Raw genomic sequence first — 25183 nt, 5'->3', positions numbered from 1 at the left:
ACCTTATCAGTGATTCCTAAAAAGCGGGGGACATGATATGCTGAAAAAGACAAAAATTATCTGCACACAGGGTCCGGCGACGGATCCCGAGGGAATTGTTGACGCGCTCATTGAGAACGGGATGAACTGTGCGCGCTTCAACTTCTCGCACGGCACGCATGATGAGCATCTTGTGCGCATCAACAAGGTGCGTGCGGCGGCGGAGCGATCGGGCAAGGTGATCTCGCTCATCCTCGACACGAAGGGGCCGGAGATGCGTCTCGGCGAGTTTGCAGGCGGCAAGGTACAGCTCGAAAAGGGACAGAAGTTCACGCTAACCCATGACGATGCACCGGGCGATGCGACGCACGTCAGCGTCAATCACAAGAACCTCTACAACGAGGTAAAGCCGGGCGACACGCTGCTCCTCTCGGACGGTCTCGTCGGACTTGTCGTCGATGAGATTCGCGGCAAGGACATCGTGACGACCGTGCAGAACTCAGGGCCGATGTCCACGCGCAAACGTGTGGCGGCACCGGGTGTCGAGTTGGGACTGCCTGCGATCTCCGAGCAGGACGAGCGCGACATCATCTTCGGCATCGAGAACGACATGGACTTCGTTGCGGCATCGTTCATCCAGCGTCCGGCGGACGTGGAGGAGATCCGCCATCTGATCGCAAAGCACGGCGGTCATATGGAGATCATTCCGAAGATCGAAAATCTCGCGGGGGTCAACAACTTTGACGAAATCCTCGCCGTTTCGGACGGCATCATGGTCGCACGCGGCGACCTCGGCGTTGAGGTGCCGGCGGAGGATGTGCCGGTCATCCAAAAAGAGATCATCCGCAAGTGCAACGCGGTCGGCAAGCCCGTCATCGTCGCGACACAGATGCTCGAATCCATGACGACGAACCCGCGTCCGACCCGCGCGGAGGTCTCGGATGTCGGCAACGCGATCTTCGACGGCGCGGATGCGATCATGCTCTCGGGCGAGACGGCAAGCGGCGACTACCCTGTCGAGGCGGTCAAAACGATGAGCACGATTGCCCTGCGTATGGAGGAGTCGTTGGAGTATGACACGATCATCCGCTCGCGCAGTATCCGCGAACGCTCCTCGGTGACGGATGCCGTTTCGCACGCGACGGTGCAGCTCGCCTATGAAACGAGCGCCGCCGCGATTCTCACACCGACCCAGTCGGGCTATACGACGCGCGTTGTGTCGAAGTACCGCCCGAAGTCGATGATCGTCGCCTACGCGCCAAACCCGATGATCGCGCGCCACATCAACCTGCGCTGGGGTGTCTACCCCATGCAGGGACGCAAGTGGACGAGCGTCGAGGACATGATCGAGTCCTGCACGCGCGGCGCACTCTCGCACGGCTATGTCAAGCAGGGCGACAAGATCGTCATGGTCGCGGGCATGACCTACAACGAGGGCGGCTCCGTCGCCGTCCGCGTCACGACGATCCACTAAGAAATCAACGATAACAAATGAAAGGAAGCCGCTTGTTTGCGAAACGGCTTCCTTTTTTACGAATGAAAATAGGATTATGTATGGAATGGTAGTGATATGCCCCAAAGCAAACCCTAGTGGAGCAAGTGAGTAAAGGGTGCGTTCTGCCCCCTGCGGATTTCTTTCGTTCAAGCGAAGCGCGTTTAAGAAGTCCGCAGGTATTTCGGCAGATAAGCACACGATCACTTGCGTAACGAGGTGTTTGCGCGGGGCATACACACAAAAACAGCCGATGAGATAGGAGATTTTACAATGGAAACGATTCACAGCGATAGCGCCCCCGCCGCCCTCGGCCCATACAGTCAGGCGATGCGCGTCGGCAGCCTCGTCTATACCTCGGGACAGATCGGCATCGACCCCGCCGCAGGAAAGATCACCTCGGATACCGTCGAGGGACAGGCGGCGCAGGTCTGCGCGAATCTCAGAGCTGTGCTCGCCGCCGCCGGCACCGACCTCTCGCGCGTCGTCAAGACCACCTGCTTCCTCGCGGACATGGGCGACTTTGCCGCGTTCAACGAAGTTTATGCCCGCCACTTCACCGGGAAGCCCGCCCGCTCCTGTGTCGCCGCAAAGGCACTGCCCGCAGGAGCACTCTGCGAGATCGAGGTCATTGCGGAGGTTTGACCCCTTTTCAAAGATACAACAACGGGACGATTCGCTCGAATCGTCCCGTTTTCTATGTCTATGACGTTACTCCATCACCATCGGCGCGATCTTCTCCTCCGCCATGAAGCGGCTGAGCTTCTGCACGCTCTCCATGAGGTCACGGTAGTTCTCGGGCGTAAGCGACTGCGGACCATCGGAGAGGGCGCGCGCGGGGTTCGGATGTACCTCGATGATGAGCCCGTCCGCGCCCGCCGCGATGGAGGCAAGCGACATCGGCTTGATCATGCGCCATTTCCCCGTGCCGTGACTCGGGTCGGCGATGATCGGCAGGTGTGAGAGATGCTTGATCGCCGCAATTGCGCTGATGTCGAACGTGTTGCGCGTGTACGTTTCATAGGTGCGGATGCCGCGCTCGCAGAGGATCACGTTCGGGTTGCCCTCGTTCATGATGTACTCTGCCGCATTCAGCCACTCGTCGATGGTCGCGGCAAGTCCGCGCTTGAGCATGACGGGCTTGCCCGCACGCCCGACCGCACGCAGGAGGCCAAAGTTCTGCATATTGCGTGCGCCGATCTGGAGGAGGTCGACGTAGGCGGCGACGGTATCGACTGCCTCGACCACCGTCACCTCGGTCACAACGGAAAGCCCTGTCTTTTCGCGTACCTCGGCGAGATATTTCAGCCCCTCCTCCTCAAGCCCTTGGAACGCATAGGGCGAGGTGCGCGGCTTGTACGCGCCGCCGCGGATGAACTGTGCACCGCCCGCCCTCACGATCTCTGCCGTTTCGAGCAGCTGCTCCCGCGACTCGACGGCGCAGGGTCCCGCCATGACGACAGGGGTCCCGTCGCCGATCTTCACGCCGCGAATGTCGATCACCGTCGGCGCGGGATGGAACTCGCGGCTCGCGAGCTTGTAGCTCTTGGAGATGGCGACCGTCGTTTCAACACCGTGCATCGCATCGAGCGGTGTCGCCGCGAGCTTCGTCTTGTCGCCGATCACGCCGACAATCTTCTGCCGTGCGCCCTCCATCACCTTTGCCGCAAGCCCCTGCTCCTCGATGGCACGAATGACGCTGTCAATATCCTCCTGCGAGGCATCCACATTCATAATAACAACCATTGCATTGCTCCTTACTATTCATTGTGCGCCGTATGTACGGAGAAAACACCGAGCACCTTCAGCCACACGCTCTTCTCCGCGACGGCATTGATGGACGCACGCACGGCATCCGCAGCGCTGTGCGCATCGAGATCGAAAAAAAACAGATACGCGCCAAGTTCCGTCCGCGCGGGACGTGACTCAATGCGCGTGAGGTTCACCACGCGATGCGCAAATTCGCCGAGCACATCGTAGAGTGCGCCCGGACGCGTACCGTCAATCTGACAGACGAGGAGAACGGTATCCGCAGCCTCTACGTGCGACATGGCAGCCCCATCTCGCACGACCTCGAAGAAACGTGTGCAGTTCGAGCCGCGATCCTCGATCCTGCCCGCGATTTCGACCAAACCGTTGAGCACACCTGCACGACGCGTACAGATTGCCGCCGCTCCGGCCTCCACCGGAGACGCGCCGACGATCTCCGCCGCGCGCGCCGTGCTCGCCGTCTTGATGAGTTCCGCCTGCGGATAGTGTTGCAGGAGGAAGTCGCGGCACTGTGCGATGGGCTGCGCGTGCGAGTAAACCACGCGGATCTCCCCATCGCTGCGCCGCGCCATCAGATAGTTGTGCACGGGCCAGATCACCTCGCGCCGCACGCGCAGCGTATCCGAGCGTGCAAGCGCATCGAGCGTGACAGCGATCGCACCCTCAAGAGAGTTCTCCACGGGCACAAATGCGGAATCCACTGCCCCCGTTTCCACCGCGTGCAGGCACTCTCCGATGTCGCCGAAGCAGACGATCTCACGATCCATGCTCTGCCACGCCATGAGATAGCGTGCCGCCGCCTCGCTGTGCGTCCCCACAGGACCGAGCACGCCCATTTTCTGTCTCACACACATTCCTCCTATAGGAATCTACTATACTATATGCGCGGCGTGTTGACAAGGGTAATGGGAAACACTTTCATTTCAGATGCATTTCACTTGTTCTACACCTGTCGTATGAATACATTTCCCCTTGACACAGCTTTGCTAATTTAGTATACTACGGGTAAAGAGATGGTGTCCCGCTACCGCTAAAGGTGGAACATTAAAGTAGGTGTCTCACTACCTGAATCCAAAGGTGAAACTTTAAGCTTACAGAGGGATGATTCCCTCTGTTTTCATTTGGAGGTTTTATGCTTCACATAACGAATTTTGGATTTTACTCCATCGCACCTGACTATCTTCAACATCTGCATAATGCGGATTCCGAAGTGTATTACAACGCTTCCTATCACAATAGCATGAAACCGTTCGTCGGTGTTATCATCGGTTTAGAGGAGTATTCTTATTTTATTCCACTTTCCTCTGCAAAAACGAAGCATATAGGCTGGAAGAATGTTACTGATGAACACTTTTTAGTCTATGAGATGGTAGATTCCAACACAAATTTTCCGAATCAGATTTACAAAGCATCAACCTCTAACGAGAAAATACACATATTGGCAGTTTTAGACATAAAAAAGATGATTCCCGTTCCATCGGGATGTTTTGAACGAATCGAATTTGAAGACTTGCAAGATCGTCGATACTACGATTTATTTCGCAAAGAATATCGGTTTTGTCTGGATATAAAGGAAAAGATTCTTGCCAAGGCGCAAAAATTATATCAAAAGCAAAAGAAGACCGGTGTTGTTCAAAAAAGACATTGCACTTTTTCACAGTTGGAATCTGCCATGCGGGAATGGCAGAAACTTCATAGCATTATCCCCTCGTCTACATGACGGGGTTTTTTTATTTCCCCCCTATGTTATAATAGAAACGATTTCTCAACCATACGAAGGGAGCAGCTATGTCGCCAAAGGACTATCTCGCCATCGTTCACTGCGTCGCGGGGCTCAAGGAGCGCACGCGCCACGCGTGGATGAAGTCGGGCCGGCAGGAGAGTGTCGCCGAGCACAGCTGGCGGATGGCGCTGATGGCGTACTTTCTGCGCGACCAGTTTCCCAATGCCGACCTCACGCGCGTCCTCCTCATGGCGCTCCTGCACGATATGGGCGAGGTCTTTACGGGCGATATACCGACATTTAAAAAGACCGATGCCGACCGCGCACATGAGCATGAACGCCGCGATGCATGGATTGCCTCACTGCCCGCCCCCTACGCCGCAGAGGTACGCTCCCTTTTCGCTGAAATGGACGCAATGGAAACCGAGGAAGCGAAAATCGTCAAGGCACTCGACCGCATGGAGGCGGTCATCACGCACAACGAGGGCGACCCCAACACATGGCTGCCGCTCGAATACGATCTGCAGCGCACCTACGGCGTGAAGGAAGCAGCATTCTCCCCCGTACTCAAAGAGTTGCGTGCAGAGGTCAACCGCGAGGTCGACGAAGTGATTACAGGGCTGAAGAAGGAGACGGAACTATGAAAACGAACTACGGCAACTGGATTTCCACGCCGATGATGAAAACCCTCGTATGGATTGCGGGGGGGCTCTACGTGCTCACCACGCTCTATGCGCTCATATATGACCGCGTGACTGCCCCCTTCTTCATCCTCGCCATTCTCTCCTTCGTCGCGACCGTCGTCGTTCTCTATATGTACTACTGCCGTCGCGTCTTCGACTTCGAGGGCGGCGGACTCATGCGCCGCATCCACAGCTATTTGCTCGACCGACTGCCGTGGGACGGTATCGGAAACATCCTCGAAGTCGGCTGCGGCTCGGGCGCCCTGAGCATTGCGGCGGCGAAACACTTCCCGCTCGCCGAGATCCATGGCATCGACTACTGGCCGCCGATGTGGAACTACGGACAGGCGCAGTGCGAGGCAAACGCCGCCGCCGAGGGCGTTGCTGATCGCTGCACATTTCGGCACGGCGACGCAGCAAAACTCGACTTCCCCGACAATCATTTCGACGCTGTTGTGAGCAACTTCGTCTTTCACGAAGTACGTACGCAAAAGGATAAATTCATGCTCGTGGAGGAGGCTCTGCGCGTACTGAAAAAGGGCGGCGCGTTCGCTCTGCACGATACGTTTGGAAACAAGGATATGTACGGCGACATGGACGAATTCGTCGCCTACCTGCGGGAGAAGGGCATCGCCGACATCTCCTATCTCCCGAACACCGAGCGAAACATCCCCATGCCCGCGCCTGTCCGCTTCATGATGCGCGGCATCGGTATGCTCTACGGGGCGAAGTGATGTTCCGCAATGTATGATTCGTATCGTGCAAAGCCCCTAAGCGAACCCTAGTGGAGCAAGTAAGTAAAGTGCGTGGTACGCCCCGTCGGATTTCTTTCGTTCAAGCGAAGCGCGTTTAAGAAGTCCGACGGTATTTAAGCGTACAAGCGCACGATCACTTGCGTAACGAGGTGTTCGCGTGGAGCTTGCACTGCACAGATGAACATCTTTCACCGAAAGGAAAATGCCTGTGTTCCGCAAAAACCTCTCCGCAGCCCTCGCCGCTGCCGCACTCCTCTGTGCCGCCCCTGCGTATGCGGCACAGACCGAACCCGCGCCGAGCATCCCACGTCCCGCATTTCCCGCCACGATTCCGCAGGGGATGACCGTGGATGCAAAACTTGCCGCAGGGCTGCACTTCGCCGTACCGGCGGCAAACCTCGACATCCTCCCAATGCCCACCGCAGAGCCGACGGAAATCACCATCATGGGCGAGGCGGCGGCGACCGAGGAGCAGATGCTCGCCTACCTCCTGCGCCGCAACCCGAAGCCGAAGCTCACGGGTACGCCCGAGGAACTCGTCCATGCCTACTACGAGGAGGCAGAGCACGAGGGTGTGCGTGCCGATCTCGCACTCGCACAGGCGTTCAAGGAAACGGGCTTCTTTGCGTACGGTGGCGATGTCGACTGGAAACAAAATAATTTCTGCGGGCTTGGCGCGACCGGAAACGGTGTAAAGGGGCTCTCCTTCCCCGACCTCCGCACAGGCGCACGCGCCCACATCCAGCACCTCCTTGCCTACAGCCGCAAAGAGCCGCCGCGCAGCCCCATCGCCGACCCGCGCTACGACCTCATCCGCACGAACCGCCCCGACATCTACGGACAGCTCACACACTGGACACAGCTCAATGGTGTCTGGGCAGTCCCCGGCAAGAACTACGGGCAGGAGATCATCATCATCCGCGACCGCGCACGTCAGCCCGACGGCTCCGATGCATCTCTGCGCGCCGCGAACGCACACATCATGCAGGCGGGCGATGCCGACAACTACATCTATCGCGGGCTCGTCTACCTCCATCGCAATGCATACACCGAGGCACTTGCCGACTTCACCGCCGCACGGAAGCGCAATACGAAACGCACCGAGCCATACCTCGGCATTGCACTCGCCCATACGGGCGCAGGAAACGTCAAGGAAGCCCGCCGCGCCTACGAAGTGTATCTGAAGGTCACCCCCGACGATGCCGCCGCCCTCCACAACTACGGGCTCACCCTCCTCGCTGAGAACAGCCCCGCGAAGGCGGTTACTCCGCTGCGCGACGCCGTCCGCCGCGCCCCACAGAACGCGGACAGCTACAGCGCCCTCGCCGTCGCCCTCATCCGCACGAAGGACTACGCGGGCGCATGGAAAGCCCTAACGAACGGTGCTGCCATTGCCCCCGCAAACATCGACATCCTCATCAATCAGATTCTTTTACAGGCATGCCTCAAAGAATGACAACAGTTCGCATCACACGCAAAAGAGCCGCACCGAGATCACGCCTCGGTGCGGCTCTTTCCATTGCACAACAGCACTCACTCCTCAAGCTTCAGAAGCCCCGGCTGCTCGATGTTCCACTGGCTGCCCTTCAGAGAGAAGAGCGCAGGCATCTCGACGGTAAGGCGGTCGTAGCTCTTGCCCGTCTCGTAGCGTGCGGCGAAGGTTTCCTTCATCCCCGCTTCCTCGTGCATCTTCTGATCGTACGGGAACATGGGGCTCGGGAGAACGGCGAAGTCGTTCGGCTGTCCCGGGATGTCGTACGCCCAGAACGTGGCATCGTTCAGATCCTCGACGGTCTCGAACTTCGGCATTGCCTTGCCGTTCTCGACGGCGGTATGATCCGAGCAAATGAGGAGGTGCAGCCCGTACTTGGCGATAAAGGGGGCGCACAGTTCTACGCCGCGCTCGGGCGAAAAAGTTTCGCGCAGTGCGTGATAGTCGTCAAGGAGATCCTGCCAGATGGGTTTACTCTCAAGCAGGGCATCGAGGTCGATCTCCTCCTCCGGCTCGGGCTCGGGTTCCGGTGCTGCGGCAGGACGCTCCTTGAGTGCCTCGATGTCCACGGCAAACTGCTTTGCCTGCTCCTCGACCTGCAGGATGCGGATCTCCAGCAGACTGACCTGCTCCTTGAGCTTTGCAAGCTCCTCCGCCGTCTGAGAATCCTTCGTTACAGATGCCTGGATCTCTGCCGCCAGACGCTCCGCCTCCGTGCGCAGCCATGAAACGTGTCCCTCGATCACATCGACCGTACCGCCCGTCTGCCGCCACGCATAATGCGTTGCAATGGCGGCAATACCGACGCTCGCCATAACAAGGACAAACGACAATATCGTCATCACATCTGCCATGACAGGGTGTATGAACCCCGCCGTCTGCACGGCGGCCGCCGCTGCCTCAGTCTCCATAGATCATCCGCCCTTCCTGATCCGCAATCGCACAAAGCGAAATTATGCAAAACACATATCTTTTATGGATTCTCCATACAGGTCAAAAAATCCTGCCAACAAATATCAATGCTCATAGAAAAAGAGCCGCCCCGCGCGAAGCGACTCTTTTCTGTCAAATCAAGCTGCGCTGTATCCGATCAGCACGCGCCGACGAGTGCTGCACCGAGGTTCTTGCTGCCCTCGATCCCCTCATCGTCCGGCTCGTTCTCAACGATGAACGTATCGACGAGATTCGCACCGGCTTCCTTCGTGCGCTCGGACCAAGTCTCCATCCACGCACCTGCACCCCAGCCCCACGAGCCGAAGAGCACAACCGGCTTGCCGGAAAGCTTGCCGCTCTCAACCGCCCCAGCAAAGAACGGCTCGTACGAGCCCTCCTCAAGCTCCTCCGCACCCATCGAGGGGCAACCGAGCGCGAGACCGTCATAACCGTCGATCTGATCGACGGAGAAGCTGTCTACCTCAAAGCACTCAACATCAGCGCCCGCACCCTGTACGCCCTCGACGACGGCCTCTGCCATCTTCTGCGTGTTGCCCGTGCCGGACCAGTACACAACTGCTACCTTTGCCATGTGAAATCCTCCTCATAGAATCTTGAGCGCTCTGCGCTCTCTATACTGCCTGTACCAACTCGGCAAGGGGACGTCCCGCCTCAAGCCGCGTACAGAACTCCTGCGTACAGACCGAGTACCGCTCAAAGAGCGCACGCGCCTCAGCCTCGTTCGTGTAGACCTTCCAGTATCCGCTGTAGACGAAGTCCTGCCCGCGCCGTTCGATGAACGCCCGCACATCCTCCGGCGGATAGCCGAGGAAAAGTCCGACCTCCGGCGGGAGCGTCTTGCGGACACGCATACGGAGGCGCAGAAACTCAAGCCGCTCCTCCATGCTGTCCGTCAGACGGTAGCCCGCCCCGCACAGGATGTCCTGCGCCTGCGGTGCGGCAAGTGCGCGTGATACAAGCTCCGCGCGATAAAACAGGATGAGGACGTACTCCTCGCCCTCGGCGACGCGGAACGTCGAGATCCCCTTGCAGGAAAAACATGGCTCATAGGACGCGAGCAGTGCGTCAAAATCCTGAAAGCGGCTCTTTTGAAAGGACAGCAGACTTCCTGCCGTCAGACCCGCCAGCAGGGGTGCAGCGTGATAACCGAGCAGATGCTCAAAATCTGGACAACGCATCGTAGTATCCCCCCTCTGTGCCGGAGTGCCGTACATATGCCTCCGAAGAATCGACCGATACACTATTATAGCGCAAACGATTCTCATTAGCAATATCTTTTCTCACAGAGGAAACTGTTCTGCAATGGTCTGCTCCTATTATAGCCGAGATTGCCCTCACTGACAACAGAATCTTTTTTATTTATTCATAGAGAGAATCTAATACCATTTATCGCGCACCGTGGTTGGGAATGTTGACAAAAAGCCGTGTGTGTGCTACGTTTAATCGGAATCTCAGCCAAAGGAAAACAATCATATGATACATCTGAAAAATATTACCAAAACATATGAGGGGGACATCCACGCGCTGCGCGGCATCGACCTCCATATCGGACGCGGCACGATCTACGGCATCATCGGGCTGTCGGGCGCGGGCAAATCGACGCTCATCCGCTGCATCAATATGCTCGAACGTCCGACGAGCGGAGAGGTGCTTGTGGGCGGACGTGACCTCATGAAGATGAGCGAGAGCGAGCTGCGCGAGGAACGCCGCCGGATCGGCATGATCTTCCAGCATTTCAACCTGCTGTCCTCCGCAACAGTCTACGACAATGTCGCATTCCCGCTGAAGCTCGCGGGCAAATCCGCAGACGAAATCCGGCCAAAGGTCACGGAGCTGCTTGCACTCGTGGGGCTTGCAGACAAGGCGGATGCGTATCCGAGCCAGCTCTCGGGCGGACAGAAGCAGCGCGTCGGCATCGCACGTGCGCTCGCGAACGATCCAAAGGTGTTGCTGTGCGATGAGGCGACCTCGGCGCTCGATCCGCAGACGACGAAATCCATCCTCGCACTCATCCGCGACATCAACCGCCGTATGGGGCTGACGGTCGTCGTCATCACGCACGAGATGCAGGTCATCAAGGACATCTGCGATCGCGTCGCCGTGATCGACGGCGGTGTCATCGCCGAGGAGGGCGACGTGGTGGATGTGTTCACCGCGCCGCGCGAGAAGATTACAAAGGAGTTCATCAGCGTTCTTCTCTCGAACGAGCTGCCGACGGCGTTCCGTGGGAATCCCATCGAAGAAACGCCGAGCCCGGACAGCTATATGCTGCTGCGCCTCACCTTCCTCGGGGAGAATGCGGACGACCCCGTACTCGCAGATATGATCCGCCTCTTCCCCGATATCGAGGTCACGATGCTCTACGGGACACTCGACCAGATCAAGGAGCTGCCGTTCGGACGCATGATCATCGGCATACGCGGGGAGCGCAGGGACATTGAGGCGGCGATCTCGTATCTGTCCGCACAGCATTTGAAACAGGAGGTGATCGGCTATGTCCGCCGAAATGATGCCCCTCTTAACTAAGGCGCTGGGCGAAACACTCTACATGGTGATCGTCAGCATGGCGATCTCGACCGTCCTCGGCGTGCCGCTCGGCGTGCTCCTGCACGTCACGGCGCGGGGCGGGATTCTCGACACACCGATGGTGAACCGCCTCGTTGGCGGCATTGTCAACGCCGTGCGCTCCATCCCGTTTATCATCCTGATGGTGGCGATCATTCCGCTGACGCGTCTCATCGTCGGCTCTGCCATCGGAACAACGGCGGCGATGGTACCGCTCGTCATTGCCTCCGTCCCCTTCATCGGACGGCAGGTGGAGACCTCACTGCGCGAGGTGCCGCACGGTCTCATTGAGGCGGCGCTCGCGATGGGCGCGACACCGATGCAGATCATCACGCGCGTGCTGCTCCCTGAGTCCATGCCCGGCATCGTGAGCCAGCTCACGACCGTTATCATCGCCCTCGTCGGCGAGTCGGCAATGGCGGGAGCCATCGGCGGCGGCGGTCTGGGCGACCTCGCCATCCGCTACGGCTACCAGAGATTCCGCCCCGACATCATGATCGCAACTGTCGTCATCCTCATCATTCTCGTCCAACTCGTGCAGTTTGCGGGCAATGCTCTCGCCGCGCGACTGAACAAGAGATAATTTTAAGGAGGTCTTTATGAAGAAACTACTCACCCTCGTACTTGCCCTCGCCACCCTTGCTCTCGTCGGCTGTGGTGGCGGCGCGGACAGCGGCAAGACAGAAAAGGTTATCAAAGTCGGCGCATCTCCCGTGCCGCACGCCGAGATCCTTGAGGTTGTAAAACCCGAACTCGCAAAGGAAGGCATCAAACTCGAAATCGTCGAGTTCAACGACTATGTACAGCCGAACCTCGCGACGAACGACAAGGAGATCGACGCGAACTTCTTTCAGCACGAGCCGTACCTCAAGAACTTTGTCACCGAGCATCCCGAGCTGAAACTCGCGAACGTCCTCGGTGTCCACGTCGAGCCGATGGGCATCTACTCGCACAAGATCAAGAACATCAATGAGATCAAGGACGGCGCACAGGTCTCCATCCCGAGCGATCCGACGAACGGCGGACGCGCCCTGCTCCTCCTTGAGCGTGCAGGACTTCTAAAGCTGAAGGACGGTGTCGGTGCGGCCGCGACCGTGCAGGATGTCACGGACAATCCGAAAAAGCTCCAGTTCAAGGAGATCGAGGCGCCGCAGCTGCCGCGCACGCTCGACGATGTGGACATCTCCGTCATCAACACGAACTGGGCAATGCAGGCGGATCTTGTCCCGACACGTGACGCGCTCTTTATGGAGGACAAGACCTCCCCGTACGTCAACATCCTCGTCGTCCGTCAGGGCGATGAGAGCCGCCCCGAGATCCAAGCGCTCATCAAGGCGCTCCACTCCGAGGCGGTCAAGAACTTCATCAATGAGAAGTACAAGGGCGCAATCATCCCCGCATTCTGATCTGCAACAGCGCACAGGAGAACCGCACGGTTCTCCTGTTTTTTGTTTGCATATCCCCTCCTATGTGATAAAATATCTCATTATGAAAGAAATGCTCAGCAAGCTCCACGCCCTCAAACGGCACGAGCGCATCTACGGTATACGCAATCCGCTCACGTACGACTTTCTCCATCACAATTTGCATCATCTGCACGTTCTGCTCTTTCACAGTGCGGATCAGCAGGACTTTACACGCGGCGCGATTGTGCGCCAGCTGCTTATCTTCATGCTGCCGATTCTGCTCTCGCAGCTGCTCCAACAGTTCTACACCATCGCTGACACCGCCCTCGTCGGGCAGGTGCTCGGCGCGGAGGCGCTCGCCGCTGTCGGCACGTCGAGCCTTGTCCTCTCCGTCATGGTCAATTTCTTCATCGGATTCTCGGCGGGGCTCAGTGTCCTCGTTTCGCATCTCTACGGGGAAAAGCAGTATGACCGTCTGAGTGCGCTCGTACAGAGCATCTTCGTCACAGTCATCACCTTTGCCGTGCTCTTCACGGCGGCAGGCATCCTGCTGACCGAACCGCTGCTCACGGCACTCTCCACGCCCGCCGATCTCATCCCGCAGGCGGGTCTCTATCTGCGCATCGCGCTCGGCGGGATGCTCGCACAGCTCCTCTACAACACAGCGGCGGCAATTCTGCGCGCCCTCGGCAATACGACGAGTGCGCTCCACTACCTCGCCGTCGCCGTCGTGCTCAACATCGCCCTTGATGTGCTCCTCCTCATCGTTATCCCGTGCGGGATCGCGGGTGCGGCGATGGCGACTGTCGCGGCGCAGTATGTCTCCGCGCTCCTCGCCCTGCACAAGCTCCTTTGTCTGCGCGGCGCGTGGCAACTGCGCCTTACCCGCCCCTTTTTCACCCCGCGCCATCTCCTGCCCATCCTCGGTACGAGCATTCCCGCAGGACTTCAGGCGGTCTTTATGAGCATCTCCTCCCTCGTCATCCAGACCTACATCAACTCGTTCGGCTATGCGGCGATGGCGGGCATGACCGTCTACGCACGCATCGAGGGTTTCCTCTACTACCCCCTCTTTGCGTTCGGCATCGCGCTCACGAGCTTCATCGGACAGAATGTCGGTGCGCACGATCTCGCACGCGTACGGGAGGGGCTGCGCATGAGTCTCCGGATTGCGGCGGGCGGGGCAATGGGCATGGCGCTCGCCGCAGGGCTTGCCGCCCCCGCGCTCATCGCCCTCTTTACCGACGATCCCGCCGTTGTGGCAAATGCGCTTGACGCTGTGTACTACACATTCCCCTTCTACTTCCTCTACGGCATCAATCAAATCTACATCGGTGCGCTGCGCGGCCTCGGCGACACACTCTATCCCATGCTGACCGCCCTCGCCGCCTATTGCATCTTCCGCGTCGCGTGGTGCTTTGCGTGGGACATCGTCGGCATCCACTCCATGCACATCGTCTACAGTGCCTACAGTGCCAGCTTCTTTGTCATGGCGGGGCTGCTGTGGATGGGATGCCGTAGGGCGCTGCGGCGCACATCCGTACAAATTTCCATATAGAAAAGGTCTTATCACACGCACAGTCGCGTATGGTAAGACCTTTTTCTATATACTTCTCACGGGGTCGCGGGGGTCTCCTCGCTCACCGCGCTGCGCCGGATCATGTCGCCGACGCGCAGGTCGTACGTCAGTGCCTTCTTGTGGAGGGTTTCGGCACGGGCAAAGTCCTCGGGCATCCCCTTGTCAAGCCCCTTCACAAAGCTCTCGTACGAGGCGATGGAGGCCTCCGTCGCCGCCTTCCGCTGTGCGGCGAGATACTGCGCACCGCGCGGGATCTCCACGGCATCCAGCTCGCGTTGGTATTTTTTCAGCACAGGGATCATATTCTCCTGCAAAAGATTTATGAGAGCTTTGCGCCGCTCCGTCGTATAGGTGCTCCATGCCGTTTCCGTCAGACTGCGGAACTCGCGCTGCGCCGTGCGGAACACACCGTTGTAGCGATCCACAATCGGACGTGTCGCCTCGATGTACCGCGCGGTATCTGCGGCGGATGCCGTCTGAACCGCCTCAAGATAGGCACGGTAGTTCACGATGCGCACGATCCGCCATCCCGTATCGCCCTTCTCCATGCGCAGCTGCAGGGGGAACGCAAGCCCCGTGCCGCCGTCGCGCACGGTGACAGTCGCCGACGCCGCACGCCCGTCGCGTACGACAGAATCAATGGACACAAGCTCCGTATCCCGCAGATGACTGCACTCCATCAGATACTCAAAGTCGATGCCGAGCTGCCGTCCCTTCAGCTCATCCGTGCCGTCCGGCTCCGCCCACAGCCCCGTCCGCACAGCGTTCTCAATCGTACGTACAAATCCATCCGCAACGCTGTCTTTGATGCTCTCATAGAACTTGCCGGAAGCACTGCGCTCCGCCGCCTTGAGGCTCGTATCGCGTGCAAAGAGGACATAGGTGAGATCGTCATAGCCCGCACCGGCGACGGCGGCGATGTCCACGCGCCGCAGAAAAAGCTCCGTATCGTGCCCGGCAGCTGCCTGTGCCGCCTGCTCCAAGGCATAGACGGGACGCTGAATGTAGTAGGCGAGGTACCACGCAATTGCCAGCATCGTCAGTGCGATCAGTGCCGCCGCCAGCATAAATTTGCGCTGATGTGCCTTGCGCCGCCGTGCCAGACGCACGCGCCACGCAAACTCATCCATCGGCATCGCCGCACCCCCTTCATGAAAATCACTGTCATTATAACATTGAAGGGCATTTCGTTCAATCACCATACGCTACAGCTTTTCACCAAAAAAAGAGACACCCATCGGATGTCTCCCTTGTCGCCGTTTACGCCCCGAGCACTTCGTCCATCGAGAGCTTCATGCGCTCAATGGCGATTTCGAGATCGGGCATACCGATGTTGAGCGGCGGATTGAAGTAGAGCACGTCGCCGAGCGGACGCAGCAGCAGACCATGTTTCAGCGCACGGCGATAGATGGCGTAGCCGAGGCGGCGCGCACTGTCAAAGGAACGTTTCTCCGCGCGATCCTCGACGAGCTCGACGGCGTGAATCAGTCCGATGTGACGGATCTCGCCGACGTTTGGATGTGCGCCGAACGCCTCCGTCATCCGCTCTGTCAGCCACGCGGCGGTATGCTCCGCCTGCTCCAATACATTTTCCTCGTCGAGGATGTCGAGCACCGCAAGCGCGGCCGCACAGCCGAGCGGATTGCCCGCATAGGTATGACTATGCATGAACGCCTTGCCCTCGCTCCAGTCGGCATAGAACGCCTCGTAGATCTTTTCCTTAACGATGGTAATGGACATCGGCATATAGCCGCCCGTCAACCCCTTCGAGAGGCACATGAGATCGGGCGAGACGCCCGCACGCTCACACGAAAAAAGCCGTCCCGTACGCCCGAAGCCCGTCGCGATCTCGTCCGCGATAAGGAGCACATCATAGGTATCACAGAGCGCACGCAGTTTTCTGAGGTATTCCTCGGGGTAGATGCGCATCCCCGCACTCCCTTGGAGCAGCGGCTCGACGATCATCGCTGCCGTTTCGTGCCCGTGCTGTGCAAAGGCACGCTCCGCGTGCTCAATGCACGCACAGTCACAGTTCCCGCGCTGTTTCCCGTACGGACAGCGGTAGCAGTCGGGAGCCTCGACGTGAATGTTGTCCATCATCATGGGTTTGTACATCTCGGCAAAGAGATCCATGCTCCCAACCGAGAGTGCGCCGATGGTCTCGCCGTGGTAGCCCTCCGAAAGGCACATAAAGCGGGTTTTCTCCGTGCGCCCCGTCTGCTGACAGTATTGGAACGCCATCTTGAGCGCCGCCTCGACCGCCGACGATCCGTTGTCGTTGAAGTGGAACTTCGTCAGTCCCTCGGGCACGAGCGCGGCAAGCCGCTCGGCGAGTTCAATCGCGGGGCGGTGGGAGAAATTCGCAAAGATGACGTGTTCGAGGCGGTCAAGCTGCGCCGCAATCCGCGCATTGATCTTCTCGTTCGCGTGCCCGAGGAGGTTCGCCCACCACGAACTCACGATGTCGAGATAGGAATGCCCGTGCACATCGTAGAGCCACGCGCCCTTTGCGTGGTCTATCACCATGGGCGGCAGTTCCTCATAGTCCTTCATCTGTGCGCACGGATGCCAGATATGGCGCAGATCGCGCTCCTCAATCGTCGGCATAATGCTCTCCTTCTTTCTCCGTTACTGATACAATGCGGCAAGTGCGTCCGCCGCCATCGGCAGCTTTGCAGCACCGTGCTCTACACAGGCAAGCACGCGTGCTCCCGTCAGGATCTCCACCATCCGCACATTGTCCTCCTGCATCGCGCCGCCCTGCCAATTGTTAAAGATGAATCCCCTCAGCGGAATGCCACGCATCTTCAAATGCTCCGCTGTGAGGACGGCGGCGTTGATCGTGCCGAGCCCCGCGTCCGCGACGACAAGCGCAGAGAGCCCGAGCCGCAGGGCGAGATCGTCCAGAATAACGTGCTCCTCATTGTCCCAGCGCAGGGGGCAGATGATGCCGCCGCTGCCCTCGACGGTCAGATACTCCGTCCGCTCCTTTGCCGCGCGAAAGTCCCGCTCCACCTTGTCGAAATCCATCGGACGATCCTCGATCTGCGCGGCGAGATGAGGGGATACGGCGTCGCGGTAAACATAGGAAACCGTTGTATCCTCCGCCGCAAGATGCGCGACGCGTGCGACATGGAGCGCATCTCCCGGCAGCAGCGTGCCGTCCGCAGCCACCTCCGCCCCCGAGAGAGCCGCCTTGTAGTAGCCCGCACGCAGCCCCGCATCCACGAGTTTTTTCACAATCAGCCCCGTGACGTAGGTCTTGCCGATGTCCGTACCCGTGCCTGTAATAAATAATGCCTTGCCCATCGTGTACTCTCCTCCATGCGCGGTGTAATGCTCCACGCGAACACTTAGTTACGCAAGCGGTCAGGCACTTATCTGCCGAAATACCTGCGGATTTCAAACGCGCTACGCTTGAACGAAAGAAATCCGCAGGGGGGCAGAACGTGCCCTCGTTTCCGCTTGCTCCACTATGGTTCGCTTAGGAGGCATCACACCTCACAGCCAGCTTCCATTACAGCCAAAGTCCCGCCTTCTGTGTCCGCACGCCGATGTACGCCGCCGCGACACAGAGCAGGAAGTCCGGCAGAACCTGCAAGACCCCGCAGTACCAGATCGCCACCCAGAACCCGATCGGCGCGTCGATGATGTAGTTCGATGCGAAGTAGAAATACGAAATGCCAAAGACATAGACCACCACCATGCCTAAAAGGCACGCCGTCAGTGCACGACGGAACGTCGGCGCGCCCGTGCGAACAAACGCGCCCGTCACCCAACCCTGCACAATGAAGCCCACGAGGTAGCCGAACGTCGGCTGAAGCACATACGAGGGCCCGCCGCCCGAGGCAAAGACGGGAATCCCGACCAGTCCCATCAGCACATACGTCCCGATCGCGAGCGCACCGAGCCGCGCCCCGAGCATCAGCCCCGCGAGTAGTGTAAAGAGGAACTGGAGCGTATATACGTCCGTTCCAACCGGGATGCGGACGAACGCGCCGACCGCAACGAGCGCAATAAAGAGCCCGCAAAGGATCATTTCTCGTAGCTTCATAATCTTCTGATACCTCCAAGCATATTTATCCGTAAAATAAACTTGCTTTATCATACACGTTTCGTGTTTCACTGTCAACCAGTTTATTTTGTTCTGGTTTACAAACATTTTCGCAAAAAAAAGACAGTACACAGACTGTCCAATGTGTTATAATGCAACTGGTGCTATCTATTCGGTGGACGGTCAATCACGGCCTCGAAATGAGGTGATTGACGATGAACGAAACAAACATAACTCTGTTACTGCTAATCGTTCTAGTGTTACTGATAAAAAAGTAATCCGCCCCTAGCAGCCAACCTATAGGCGGATTACATTCCTTCTACAAGGGGCTGACCGTTTACACGATAGCACCTTTTTCTATGCGTATTATACAACAACGAGCACATTTTTTCAATAGGAATGCGAATTTATCAGCGCTGCCCCCGCTATCGCTTCGTCACACGCACGCGATCCATCTCCGTGCCGTCGGGCAGGAAGCAAGCGATCTCAAGCGCGTCATGCGCGACCTCCATCGTGAGATAGTTGTCCGTCTCGGGCTGCGGCAGCGTCGCCTCGTCAAAGGCATGGTCGATCCAGAGATTCGGATAGCGCACATCGCCCGCAACGCCCGTGAGGATGTAGAGCGGGCCTTTCTTGTCCGGCGTTTTTGTAAAATGATAGATGTGACCGCGGTTGCGATAGGTGTGCAGATGCGCCGTAAAGACGACATCAATCGCAAGCTCGTCGAATACGGGCATCCACACGAGCCCGTTCTCCTCGTCGATCCCCTCCTCCCGCTCGGGGCGTCCGTGGATGCGGTATTGCAGGACATCCTTGTGCATGAGGACGACGTTCCAGCGTTTTCTGTGCGCCTTGAGATCGCGGCGGATCCATGACAGCTGCTCAGCGACCAACCCGTCCTTGAATCCCACGAGTTCCTTCTGCTGCGTGCAGAGCACGATGTAGTGTACCGCGCCGTGGTCAAACGAATAGTAGTATCGTTCGAACTCCTTGCTCCCGTTCGGCGGGGTTTTGAAATAATTCAGATATGCCTCGGGCAGACGCGTTTTCCATTCCAGATTATACGTCTCATGGTTGCCCATGACGGGTGCGCCCGGAATGACGCGCATCACCTCCTCGACACCGCGAAAAAATGCCGCCCACTGCGTGCGATCCTCACCATTGTCCACGAGATCGCCCATGCACGCAAAGAGCTGCGCGTCCGTATTGCGCGCCCACGCGAGATGCGCGAGCTGCTGCCAGTCCCCGTAGTTCGCCGACTGCGCGTCGGGGAAAATGAGCATCTTGTAAGGCTCGTCCGGCAGCGGCGCATAGAGATCCTGCCAGTCTGTCGCCGCCGTCCCCGCCACAATGCGGTAACGGTAGTGCGTACCGGGCGTGAGCTGATCCGGCTCCGCAGCATACTGATAGAGCGTCAGACCATCGTCCGTAAAAAAAGCCTCGCGCACGGGGTACGTCCGCGCCCGATCTTCGCGCGGCAGACGCAGTTCGAGCACCTGATTCTCCAGCGGCACAACAAGATCCCACATGATGGTGCGCCCGCGCCCGTTGTCCTCCGCCACGATCTGACGCAGCCGCTCCGCATAGATCACCTGCGCGGTGCGCGGCAGTCCAAAATCCTTGAGGCGGCTCAGCCCCATGTGCCAGAGCGCCGCGCCACCCGCCCCAAGCACGCCCAGTGCCGCAGCCGCCTTCAAAAATCTGCGGCGGCTCAACTTCGTTTCATTCGACATAGATATTTCCCTTGTGTATCCCCAATCCCCGAATCTCCTTCAAAAATTCACGCCGACTGCACATAACACGCGGCAAGTTCCGCCGATGTGGGCGTCCGCCCCGCGCTGCGCAGGTCGAGATAGCGCCCCACATCCACGCAGCTGATGCGCCCGCCGGGGAGAAAGCTCCCCGTATCGCACGCAATGATGTTGTTCTCCAAAAAGAGCGGCGTATTCCGTTCCATGTCGTGCCCACCGATCAACTGCGTTGGCGTATGCCCGACGACGACCAGTTCACTGCCGCGATAGTGGTCGAGGAACGGCTCACGAATCCACAGCAGATCCTCGGCGGTCTGATCCTTTCGCGTGGGATGCACCCCCGCATGAACGAACAGGATGCGCTGTCCGTCATGCCGGACGCGATGATAGAGCGGACGCTCCCGCACGAAGGAGACAAGTTCCTCCGACTCTGCCGCCGGCAGTGCGGCAAGCTGCTTTTTCGTCACCTTGCCGCCGTTCATCAGCCAGATGTCAAAATGCCCGCGCAGCGTTCTGCCCAGCCCGTACGCGTCGATGTAGCCGAGCATCATCGCCTCATGGTTGCCGCAGAGGGCATACACATTCGCATGACGCTCCACCTGTGCCCGTACAAAGCGAAGCACCTCCACCGGTGCAGGACCGCGGTCGATGTAGTCGCCGAGAAAAACCAGCATATCCTGTTTATCGTCGAATTCGATCTTTTTCCATAGGGCGCGCAGTGCATCCATATGACCATGCACATCGCCCACGGCAAGTATACGACGGAACATCATCACACCCCCTTTTATGGATACCATTATACATCCAAATTTATGAAATGAAAATAATAAAAGATAAATTCTTTCTATGATGTATACGTCGTTCACCGTGCGCCCCGTGATTGACATTCCACGCCGCACGATATATGATAAGACTGTTGAGTTATGTTCATTTCCATGAACAGGAGGAAACACATGATAGAGAGATATACACGCTCGGAGATGGGGCGTCTCTGGTCGCTGCAAAACGAGTGGCAAACCATTCTGAACGTGGAGCTTGCCGCATGCGAGGCGATGGCGGAGCTGGGCGAGATCCCCGCCGCCGCCGTGCAGAACATCAAGGCGAACGCCAAGTTCGATGTCGCACGCATCAACGAGATCGAAAAGACCACCGATCACGACATCATTGCATTTCTCACGAATCTGGAGGAAAATGTCGGCGAGGACTCGAAGTACATCCACAAGGGGCTGACCTCAAGCGACGTGAAGGATACGGCATACTGCATCATGATGCGCGATGCCGCTGCGATCATCCTGGAGGATCTTCATGCCTTCCGTGAAGTACTACGCCGCCGTGCCGAGGAGTTCCGTCAGACCCCGTGCATCGGACGCACGCACGGCATTCACGCAGAGCCGATGACGTTCGGACTGAAGCTGCTCCTGTGGAGCGGCGAGATCGACCGCGACATCGAGCGCCTGACGCGTGCGAAGGAGATCGTCTCCGTCGGTAAGCTCTCGGGCGCGGTCGGCACCTACTCCAACATCGACCCGCGCATCGAAGAGCTGACGTGCAAAAAACTGGGGCTCACGCCCGTCAGCCTTGCCACGCAGGTCATTCAGCGCGACCGTCACGCGGAGTTCATCACAACGCTCGCCATCCTTGCGGGCACGATGGAGAAGATCGCAACGGAGATCCGCAGCCTCCAGCGCACGGACATCCGCGAGGCGGAGGAGTTCTTCAAGCCGGGACAGAAGGGCTCGTCCGCGATGCCGCACAAGCGCAACCCGATCAACTGCGAGCGCGTCTCCGGCATGGCGCGTCTCGTGCGCGGCAACGCCGTCGCAGCACTCGAAAACATCACCCTCTGGCATGAACGCGACATCTCGCACTCCTCCGTCGAGCGCGTCATCCTGCCCGACACGACCATCAACGTGGACTACTGTCTGCACAAGCTGACGAACATCGTGGACAAGCTGCTGGTCTACCCCGATGCCATGATGCACAACATGAACCGCACGGGCGGACTGATCTACAGTCAGCGCATCCTCACGGCACTCGTCAACAAGGGAGTGCTGCGCCAGACCGCCTACGTCTGGGTACAGCGCAACGCCATGAAGCGCTGGCTCGACAACGAGGATTTCCGTACGAACATCGAAAAGGACGCGGACATCGCCGCCCATCTCACGCAGGATGAAATCGAAGCATGTTTCGACCACACCTATTTCCTGCGTCATGTGGACTCCATCTTTGCACGCTTCGGACTCTGAGAAAAAATAAAGGGGACTATATCTATGTCAACCATCGTTATCACGGGAACGCAGTGGGGCGACGAGGGCAAGGGAAAGATCGTCGACTACCTCGCAAGCAAGGCGGACACCGTCGTCCGCTTCCAGGGCGGCTGCAACGCGGGGCATACCGTCGTCGCTGCAGGTGAGGAGTACAAGCTGCGCCTTCTCCCCTCGGGCATCCTCTACAAGGGTACACACAACATCATCGCGAACGGTGTCGCCTTTGACCCTGAGGTGTGCTTACAGGAAATGGACGCTATGGAGGCACGCGGCATCGACACCTCGAATATCCGTATCTCCGACCGTGCCCACGTCGTCATGCCCTATCACCGCCTCATGGACGGCATCGGCGACGCGCAGCGCGGCGCGGACAAGATCGGCACGACGGGGCGTGGCATCGGCCCCTGCTACATGGATCGCGACGACCGCATCGGCATCCGCGTCTGCGACCTCATGGAAAAGGACGAGTTTGCGAAAAAACTCAAGAAAAACCTCGACAATAAGAACGGCGAACTTGCCGCCGTCTACCACCACGAACCGCTCGACTACGAGGAAGTTCTGAAGGAGTATCAGGGCTACGCCGAGCGTCTGCGCCCGCTCGTCACCGACACCATCCCCCTCATCAACGAGGAGATCGACGCAGGACGCAAGGTGCTCTTTGAGGGCGCACAGGCGACCATGCTCGACATCGACTACGGAACGTACCCATACGTCACCGCATCGCACCCCATCTCGGGCGGCGTCACCATCGGCGCAGGCGTTGCGCCGAAGAAGATCAACAAGGTCGTCGGCGTTGTGAAAGCATACTGCACACGCGTCGGCGAGGGTCCCTTCCCCACCGAGCAGCTCAATGAGATTGGTGAGAAACTGCGCGAGGCAGGGCATGAGTTCGGCACGGTCACGGGACGTCCGCGCCGCACGGGCTGGCTCGATGCCGTCGTCGTCCGTCACGCAGGGCTGCTCTCAGGGATCGACTACATGGCAGTCACGCGCCTTGACATCCTCGACGGCTTCGACGAGATCAAGATCTGCACGGGCTACAAGTATCGGGGTGAGTTGCTGAAGGGCGTTCCCGCGAGCCTCAATATCCTCGCCGAGGTCGAACCCGTCTACGAGACCTTCCCCGGGTGGAAGACGGACATCTCGGGCATCCGCAGCTACGACGCGCTGCCCGAGAACGCGCGCAAATACCTTGCACGCATGGCAGAGGTCACGGGCATCGCCCTCGGCATCGTTTCCGTCGGACCCTCGCGCGAGCAGACCATCATCCTCGCTGAGGATCTTTTCTAAGGAATCGCATAACAAACGGCACGGTATGAGCAGACGCTTGTATCGTGCCATTTTTTCTTGACGATCACGATTCAATCGTAGTAAACTATCTTCAAGAGGCAGGTGATTCCACTGAAACTATCCAGAATGTTTATCCAAGCAACGGTATTTCTCAAAGAGTGGAAACGCCTTCATTTTACCGACAAAGATTTACGCCGCTTGGAGTATGCGCTCTTGCAGCATCCGAAATTGGGCAATGTGATTCAGGGTACAGGGCGTCTGCGTAAGATGCGATTTCCGTATGAGCATCGTGGAAAGCGCGGCAGTGTCCGCATCTGTTATGTCGACTTCGAAGAATACGAACGCATCTATCTGTTTGCTGTCTTTGCCAAAAACGAACAGGAAAACCTTTCTTCTGCGGAATGCACAATCCTCAAGAAGCAAATCGAACAACTTGAGAAATCTCTACAAAAAAGGAGGATACCGGAATGAGTACAGCCTTTTCCGTTCTGTCTGCCGCCATAGACGAGGCTATGGCCGATGCAGAGAGCGGCGACACGAAACTTCAAAGAGAACACCGTACGCTCGAAATAGCGACCGTGCCAATCTATTCGCCGGAACGAATCAAGAGCATTCGTCAACGGGAAGGAGTAACGCAAAGGACATTTGCTTCTTACTTCGGTGTTTCCTGCCGCACCGTCAAAGCATGGGAAACCGGTAGGAATCAACCGTCGGGACCATCCAGCCGACTGCTTCACTTGCTCGAAAACAACCAATGTTCCATTGTGGGCTGACCAAAAAACGAGGATTGCCGTATGCGGCAATCCTCGTTTTATCATTCTGCCACCGTAAATCCCGCCTCAACGAAAAACTTCCGATATGCCTCCGCCTTCTTTTCGAGCTTCATCGGATAGGCGCGTGAGGTAGACGGGAGTCGCGTGACGAGGAGGTCGCGGTCGCCGCAGCGTGCGGCAATGGTCATCCCCGTTTTGAAATCCTTTGCCTTGACCTCCGTCGCAAGCAGCGTGAGCAGGATCTCCGTCGCCTTGCCGCCCGTCGTGCAGATGCGGCGGCAGCGCGGAATCTCGGCGAGCACGGCGGGCAGATCGACCTTCTCCACCACCTCAAGAAACGCGTCCGAGGCATTGTCGTGTTCACGAATCGCGCGGCGCACCGTCGGACAGGAGGCGATGCCGCGCTCCGTGAGGAACGCCTTGATCTTCTCCGCGTCAAACGCCTTTTCTTCCCCATGCTGAAAGTGCATCGCATCGCCGAAGAATACCAACCCGTAGACACGCCACATATCGTTTTGGAAATTCGGATAGTGGAACTCCATCGTCCGCTTCTCCGGCTTTGGCGGGAACGTCCCCATCATCATCACCGTTGCGTTCGGCGGCAGAAACGGAGGGAACGGACGCAGCTCAATTTCATGCTCTTCCATCAT

Annotated in this window: 26 protein-coding genes; 14 read left to right on the top strand and 12 right to left on the bottom strand. The window is 58.3% G+C overall.

What is annotated here, in order from left to right:
- The first annotated feature begins 37 nt into the window (after positions 1-37).
- Both pyk and QU667_RS01525 read left to right on the top strand, forming a co-directional pair.
- Positions 38-1453 carry a pyruvate kinase gene (gene pyk, locus QU667_RS01530; protein WP_304987597.1) on the top strand — a complete coding sequence of 472 codons (1416 nt, stop codon included), beginning with the start codon at positions 38-40 and terminating at the stop codon, positions 1451-1453.
- Positions 1454-1744: 291 nt separating this feature from the next.
- Positions 1745-2116 carry a RidA family protein gene (locus QU667_RS01525; protein WP_304987596.1) on the top strand — a complete coding sequence of 124 codons (372 nt, stop codon included), beginning with the start codon at positions 1745-1747 and terminating at the stop codon, positions 2114-2116.
- Positions 2117-2182: 66 nt separating this feature from the next.
- Here QU667_RS01525 and aroF read toward each other — a convergent pair whose 3' ends face one another.
- Both aroF and pheA read right to left on the bottom strand, forming a co-directional pair.
- On the bottom strand, positions 2183-3217 hold the full coding sequence (gene aroF / locus QU667_RS01520; protein WP_304987595.1) for a 3-deoxy-7-phosphoheptulonate synthase: 1035 nt from the start codon (positions 3215-3217) through the stop codon (positions 2183-2185).
- A gap of 14 nt (positions 3218-3231) precedes the next feature.
- Entirely contained in the window at positions 3232-4089 is an 858-nt protein-coding gene (pheA, locus tag QU667_RS01515; RefSeq protein WP_304987594.1) for a prephenate dehydratase, read from the bottom strand.
- Positions 4090-4373: 284 nt separating this feature from the next.
- Here pheA and QU667_RS01510 point away from each other — a divergent pair, with 284 nt between their 5' ends.
- From QU667_RS01510 to QU667_RS01495, 4 genes are all read left to right on the top strand, one after another.
- Positions 4374-4961 (top strand): type III toxin-antitoxin system ToxN/AbiQ family toxin, encoded by a 588-nt coding sequence (locus tag QU667_RS01510; RefSeq protein ID WP_304987593.1) that lies wholly within the window; start codon positions 4374-4376, stop codon positions 4959-4961.
- Positions 4962-5029: 68 nt separating this feature from the next.
- The gene (locus QU667_RS01505) at positions 5030-5608 is read left to right on the top strand and encodes an HD domain-containing protein (RefSeq protein WP_304987592.1); all 579 of its coding nucleotides are present in this window, start codon (positions 5030-5032) and stop codon (positions 5606-5608) included.
- Positions 5605-6381, top strand: a complete 777-nt coding sequence (locus QU667_RS01500; RefSeq protein ID WP_304987591.1) for a class I SAM-dependent methyltransferase — start codon at positions 5605-5607, stop codon at positions 6379-6381. Before QU667_RS01505 ends, QU667_RS01500 begins: the two co-directional genes overlap by 4 nt.
- Before the next feature lie 223 nt (positions 6382-6604).
- Positions 6605-7858 carry a tetratricopeptide repeat protein gene (locus QU667_RS01495; RefSeq protein ID WP_304987590.1) on the top strand — a complete coding sequence of 418 codons (1254 nt, stop codon included), beginning with the start codon at positions 6605-6607 and terminating at the stop codon, positions 7856-7858.
- A gap of 77 nt (positions 7859-7935) precedes the next feature.
- On the opposite strand, the gene QU667_RS01490 is transcribed toward QU667_RS01495, so the two are convergent.
- The 3 genes from QU667_RS01490 to QU667_RS01480 all read right to left on the bottom strand — a co-directional run bounded on the left by QU667_RS01490 (position 7936) and on the right by QU667_RS01480 (position 10026).
- Positions 7936-8805: a hypothetical protein gene (locus QU667_RS01490; RefSeq protein WP_304987589.1), complete on the bottom strand. Its 870-nt coding sequence runs from the start codon at positions 8803-8805 to the stop codon at positions 7936-7938.
- A 179-nt stretch (positions 8806-8984) separates the two neighbouring features.
- A complete protein-coding gene (locus tag QU667_RS01485; protein ID WP_304987588.1) occupies positions 8985-9419 on the bottom strand; it encodes a flavodoxin in 435 nt (144 codons plus the stop codon).
- A gap of 40 nt (positions 9420-9459) precedes the next feature.
- Positions 9460-10026, bottom strand: coding sequence for a DUF3793 family protein (locus QU667_RS01480; protein ID WP_304987587.1), 567 nt, complete (start codon positions 10024-10026; stop codon positions 9460-9462).
- A gap of 295 nt (positions 10027-10321) precedes the next feature.
- Here QU667_RS01480 and QU667_RS01475 point away from each other — a divergent pair, with 295 nt between their 5' ends.
- The 4 genes from QU667_RS01475 (at position 10322) to QU667_RS01460 (ending at position 14377) form a co-directional block, all read left to right on the top strand.
- Positions 10322-11374 (top strand): methionine ABC transporter ATP-binding protein, encoded by a 1053-nt coding sequence (locus QU667_RS01475; RefSeq protein ID WP_304987586.1) that lies wholly within the window; start codon positions 10322-10324, stop codon positions 11372-11374.
- Positions 11343-11996 carry a methionine ABC transporter permease gene (locus QU667_RS01470; protein ID WP_304987585.1) on the top strand — a complete coding sequence of 218 codons (654 nt, stop codon included), beginning with the start codon at positions 11343-11345 and terminating at the stop codon, positions 11994-11996. Before QU667_RS01475 ends, QU667_RS01470 begins: the two co-directional genes overlap by 32 nt.
- 16 nt (positions 11997-12012) lie before the next feature.
- Positions 12013-12819 (top strand): MetQ/NlpA family ABC transporter substrate-binding protein, encoded by an 807-nt coding sequence (locus QU667_RS01465; RefSeq protein WP_304987584.1) that lies wholly within the window; start codon positions 12013-12015, stop codon positions 12817-12819.
- Between the two features lie 82 nt (positions 12820-12901).
- The gene (locus QU667_RS01460; protein WP_304987583.1) at positions 12902-14377 is read left to right on the top strand and encodes an MATE family efflux transporter; all 1476 of its coding nucleotides are present in this window, start codon (positions 12902-12904) and stop codon (positions 14375-14377) included.
- A 56-nt stretch (positions 14378-14433) separates the two neighbouring features.
- Here the strand turns inward: QU667_RS01460 and QU667_RS01455 are convergent, their stop codons facing one another.
- The 6 genes from QU667_RS01455 to QU667_RS01430 form a co-directional block, all read right to left on the bottom strand.
- Positions 14434-15534: a hypothetical protein gene (locus tag QU667_RS01455; RefSeq protein ID WP_304987582.1), complete on the bottom strand. Its 1101-nt coding sequence runs from the start codon at positions 15532-15534 to the stop codon at positions 14434-14436.
- A 124-nt stretch (positions 15535-15658) separates the two neighbouring features.
- Positions 15659-17005: an adenosylmethionine--8-amino-7-oxononanoate transaminase gene (gene bioA, locus QU667_RS01450; RefSeq protein ID WP_304987581.1), complete on the bottom strand. Its 1347-nt coding sequence runs from the start codon at positions 17003-17005 to the stop codon at positions 15659-15661.
- Positions 17006-17026: 21 nt separating this feature from the next.
- Positions 17027-17707 carry a dethiobiotin synthase gene (bioD, locus tag QU667_RS01445; RefSeq protein ID WP_304987580.1) on the bottom strand — a complete coding sequence of 227 codons (681 nt, stop codon included), beginning with the start codon at positions 17705-17707 and terminating at the stop codon, positions 17027-17029.
- Positions 17708-17915: 208 nt separating this feature from the next.
- A complete protein-coding gene (locus QU667_RS01440; RefSeq protein ID WP_304987579.1) occupies positions 17916-18452 on the bottom strand; it encodes a biotin transporter BioY in 537 nt (178 codons plus the stop codon).
- A gap of 425 nt (positions 18453-18877) precedes the next feature.
- A complete protein-coding gene (locus tag QU667_RS01435) occupies positions 18878-20185 on the bottom strand; it encodes a purple acid phosphatase family protein (RefSeq protein ID WP_304987578.1) in 1308 nt (435 codons plus the stop codon).
- A gap of 47 nt (positions 20186-20232) precedes the next feature.
- The gene (locus QU667_RS01430) at positions 20233-20976 is read right to left on the bottom strand and encodes a metallophosphoesterase family protein (RefSeq protein WP_304987577.1); all 744 of its coding nucleotides are present in this window, start codon (positions 20974-20976) and stop codon (positions 20233-20235) included.
- Positions 20977-21156: 180 nt separating this feature from the next.
- On the opposite strand from QU667_RS01430, the gene purB reads away from it, so the two are divergent.
- The 4 genes from purB (at position 21157) to QU667_RS01410 (ending at position 24533) form a co-directional block, all read left to right on the top strand.
- Complete coding sequence (gene purB, locus QU667_RS01425) at positions 21157-22449, top strand: adenylosuccinate lyase (RefSeq protein WP_304987576.1); 1293 nt, start codon at positions 21157-21159, stop codon at positions 22447-22449.
- A gap of 24 nt (positions 22450-22473) precedes the next feature.
- Entirely contained in the window at positions 22474-23760 is a 1287-nt protein-coding gene (locus QU667_RS01420; RefSeq protein ID WP_304987575.1) for an adenylosuccinate synthase, read from the top strand.
- A gap of 126 nt (positions 23761-23886) precedes the next feature.
- Positions 23887-24231 (top strand): type II toxin-antitoxin system RelE/ParE family toxin, encoded by a 345-nt coding sequence (locus tag QU667_RS01415; RefSeq protein WP_304987574.1) that lies wholly within the window; start codon positions 23887-23889, stop codon positions 24229-24231.
- Positions 24228-24533 (top strand): helix-turn-helix domain-containing protein, encoded by a 306-nt coding sequence (locus tag QU667_RS01410; protein ID WP_304987573.1) that lies wholly within the window; start codon positions 24228-24230, stop codon positions 24531-24533. The genes QU667_RS01415 and QU667_RS01410 overlap by 4 nt, the downstream gene beginning before the upstream one ends.
- Positions 24534-24574: 41 nt before the next feature.
- On the opposite strand, the gene QU667_RS01405 is transcribed toward QU667_RS01410, so the two are convergent.
- The gene (locus QU667_RS01405; RefSeq protein WP_304987571.1) at positions 24575-25183 is read right to left on the bottom strand and encodes a DNA glycosylase; all 609 of its coding nucleotides are present in this window, start codon (positions 25181-25183) and stop codon (positions 24575-24577) included.

The sequence above is a fragment of the Selenomonas dianae genome (assembly GCF_030644225.1).
Lineage (GTDB): Bacteria > Bacillota > Negativicutes > Selenomonadales > Selenomonadaceae > Centipeda > Centipeda dianae.
This window is presented reverse-complemented; position numbering and strand designations above follow the sequence as displayed.

Coding starts and splice junctions, on each gene's coding strand:
- purB (WP_304987576.1), top strand. CDS start 21,157: ATGATAGAGAGATATACACGCTCGGAGATGGGGCGTCTCTGGTCGCTG.
- QU667_RS01435 (WP_304987578.1), bottom strand. CDS start 20,185: ATGTCGAATGAAACGAAGTTGAGCCGCCGCAGATTTTTGAAGGCGGCT.
- QU667_RS01410 (WP_304987573.1), top strand. CDS start 24,228: ATGAGTACAGCCTTTTCCGTTCTGTCTGCCGCCATAGACGAGGCTATG.
- QU667_RS01475 (WP_304987586.1), top strand. CDS start 10,322: ATGATACATCTGAAAAATATTACCAAAACATATGAGGGGGACATCCAC.
- QU667_RS01405 (WP_304987571.1), bottom strand. CDS start 25,183: ATGATGGAAGAGCATGAAATTGAGCTGCGTCCGTTCCCTCCGTTTCTG.
- pyk (WP_304987597.1), top strand. CDS start 38: ATGCTGAAAAAGACAAAAATTATCTGCACACAGGGTCCGGCGACGGAT.
- QU667_RS01470 (WP_304987585.1), top strand. CDS start 11,343: ATGTCCGCCGAAATGATGCCCCTCTTAACTAAGGCGCTGGGCGAAACA.
- QU667_RS01430 (WP_304987577.1), bottom strand. CDS start 20,976: ATGATGTTCCGTCGTATACTTGCCGTGGGCGATGTGCATGGTCATATG.
- bioA (WP_304987581.1), bottom strand. CDS start 17,005: ATGCCGACGATTGAGGAGCGCGATCTGCGCCATATCTGGCATCCGTGC.
- QU667_RS01465 (WP_304987584.1), top strand. CDS start 12,013: ATGAAGAAACTACTCACCCTCGTACTTGCCCTCGCCACCCTTGCTCTC.
- QU667_RS01500 (WP_304987591.1), top strand. CDS start 5,605: ATGAAAACGAACTACGGCAACTGGATTTCCACGCCGATGATGAAAACC.
- QU667_RS01420 (WP_304987575.1), top strand. CDS start 22,474: ATGTCAACCATCGTTATCACGGGAACGCAGTGGGGCGACGAGGGCAAG.
- QU667_RS01415 (WP_304987574.1), top strand. CDS start 23,887: ATGTTTATCCAAGCAACGGTATTTCTCAAAGAGTGGAAACGCCTTCAT.
- QU667_RS01525 (WP_304987596.1), top strand. CDS start 1,745: ATGGAAACGATTCACAGCGATAGCGCCCCCGCCGCCCTCGGCCCATAC.
- QU667_RS01455 (WP_304987582.1), bottom strand. CDS start 15,534: ATGCCGATGGATGAGTTTGCGTGGCGCGTGCGTCTGGCACGGCGGCGC.
- QU667_RS01490 (WP_304987589.1), bottom strand. CDS start 8,805: ATGGAGACTGAGGCAGCGGCGGCCGCCGTGCAGACGGCGGGGTTCATA.
- aroF (WP_304987595.1), bottom strand. CDS start 3,217: ATGGTTGTTATTATGAATGTGGATGCCTCGCAGGAGGATATTGACAGC.
- QU667_RS01440 (WP_304987579.1), bottom strand. CDS start 18,452: ATGAAGCTACGAGAAATGATCCTTTGCGGGCTCTTTATTGCGCTCGTT.
- QU667_RS01485 (WP_304987588.1), bottom strand. CDS start 9,419: ATGGCAAAGGTAGCAGTTGTGTACTGGTCCGGCACGGGCAACACGCAG.
- QU667_RS01505 (WP_304987592.1), top strand. CDS start 5,030: ATGTCGCCAAAGGACTATCTCGCCATCGTTCACTGCGTCGCGGGGCTC.
- QU667_RS01480 (WP_304987587.1), bottom strand. CDS start 10,026: ATGCGTTGTCCAGATTTTGAGCATCTGCTCGGTTATCACGCTGCACCC.
- bioD (WP_304987580.1), bottom strand. CDS start 17,707: ATGGGCAAGGCATTATTTATTACAGGCACGGGTACGGACATCGGCAAG.
- QU667_RS01510 (WP_304987593.1), top strand. CDS start 4,374: ATGCTTCACATAACGAATTTTGGATTTTACTCCATCGCACCTGACTAT.
- QU667_RS01495 (WP_304987590.1), top strand. CDS start 6,605: ATGCCTGTGTTCCGCAAAAACCTCTCCGCAGCCCTCGCCGCTGCCGCA.
- QU667_RS01460 (WP_304987583.1), top strand. CDS start 12,902: ATGAAAGAAATGCTCAGCAAGCTCCACGCCCTCAAACGGCACGAGCGC.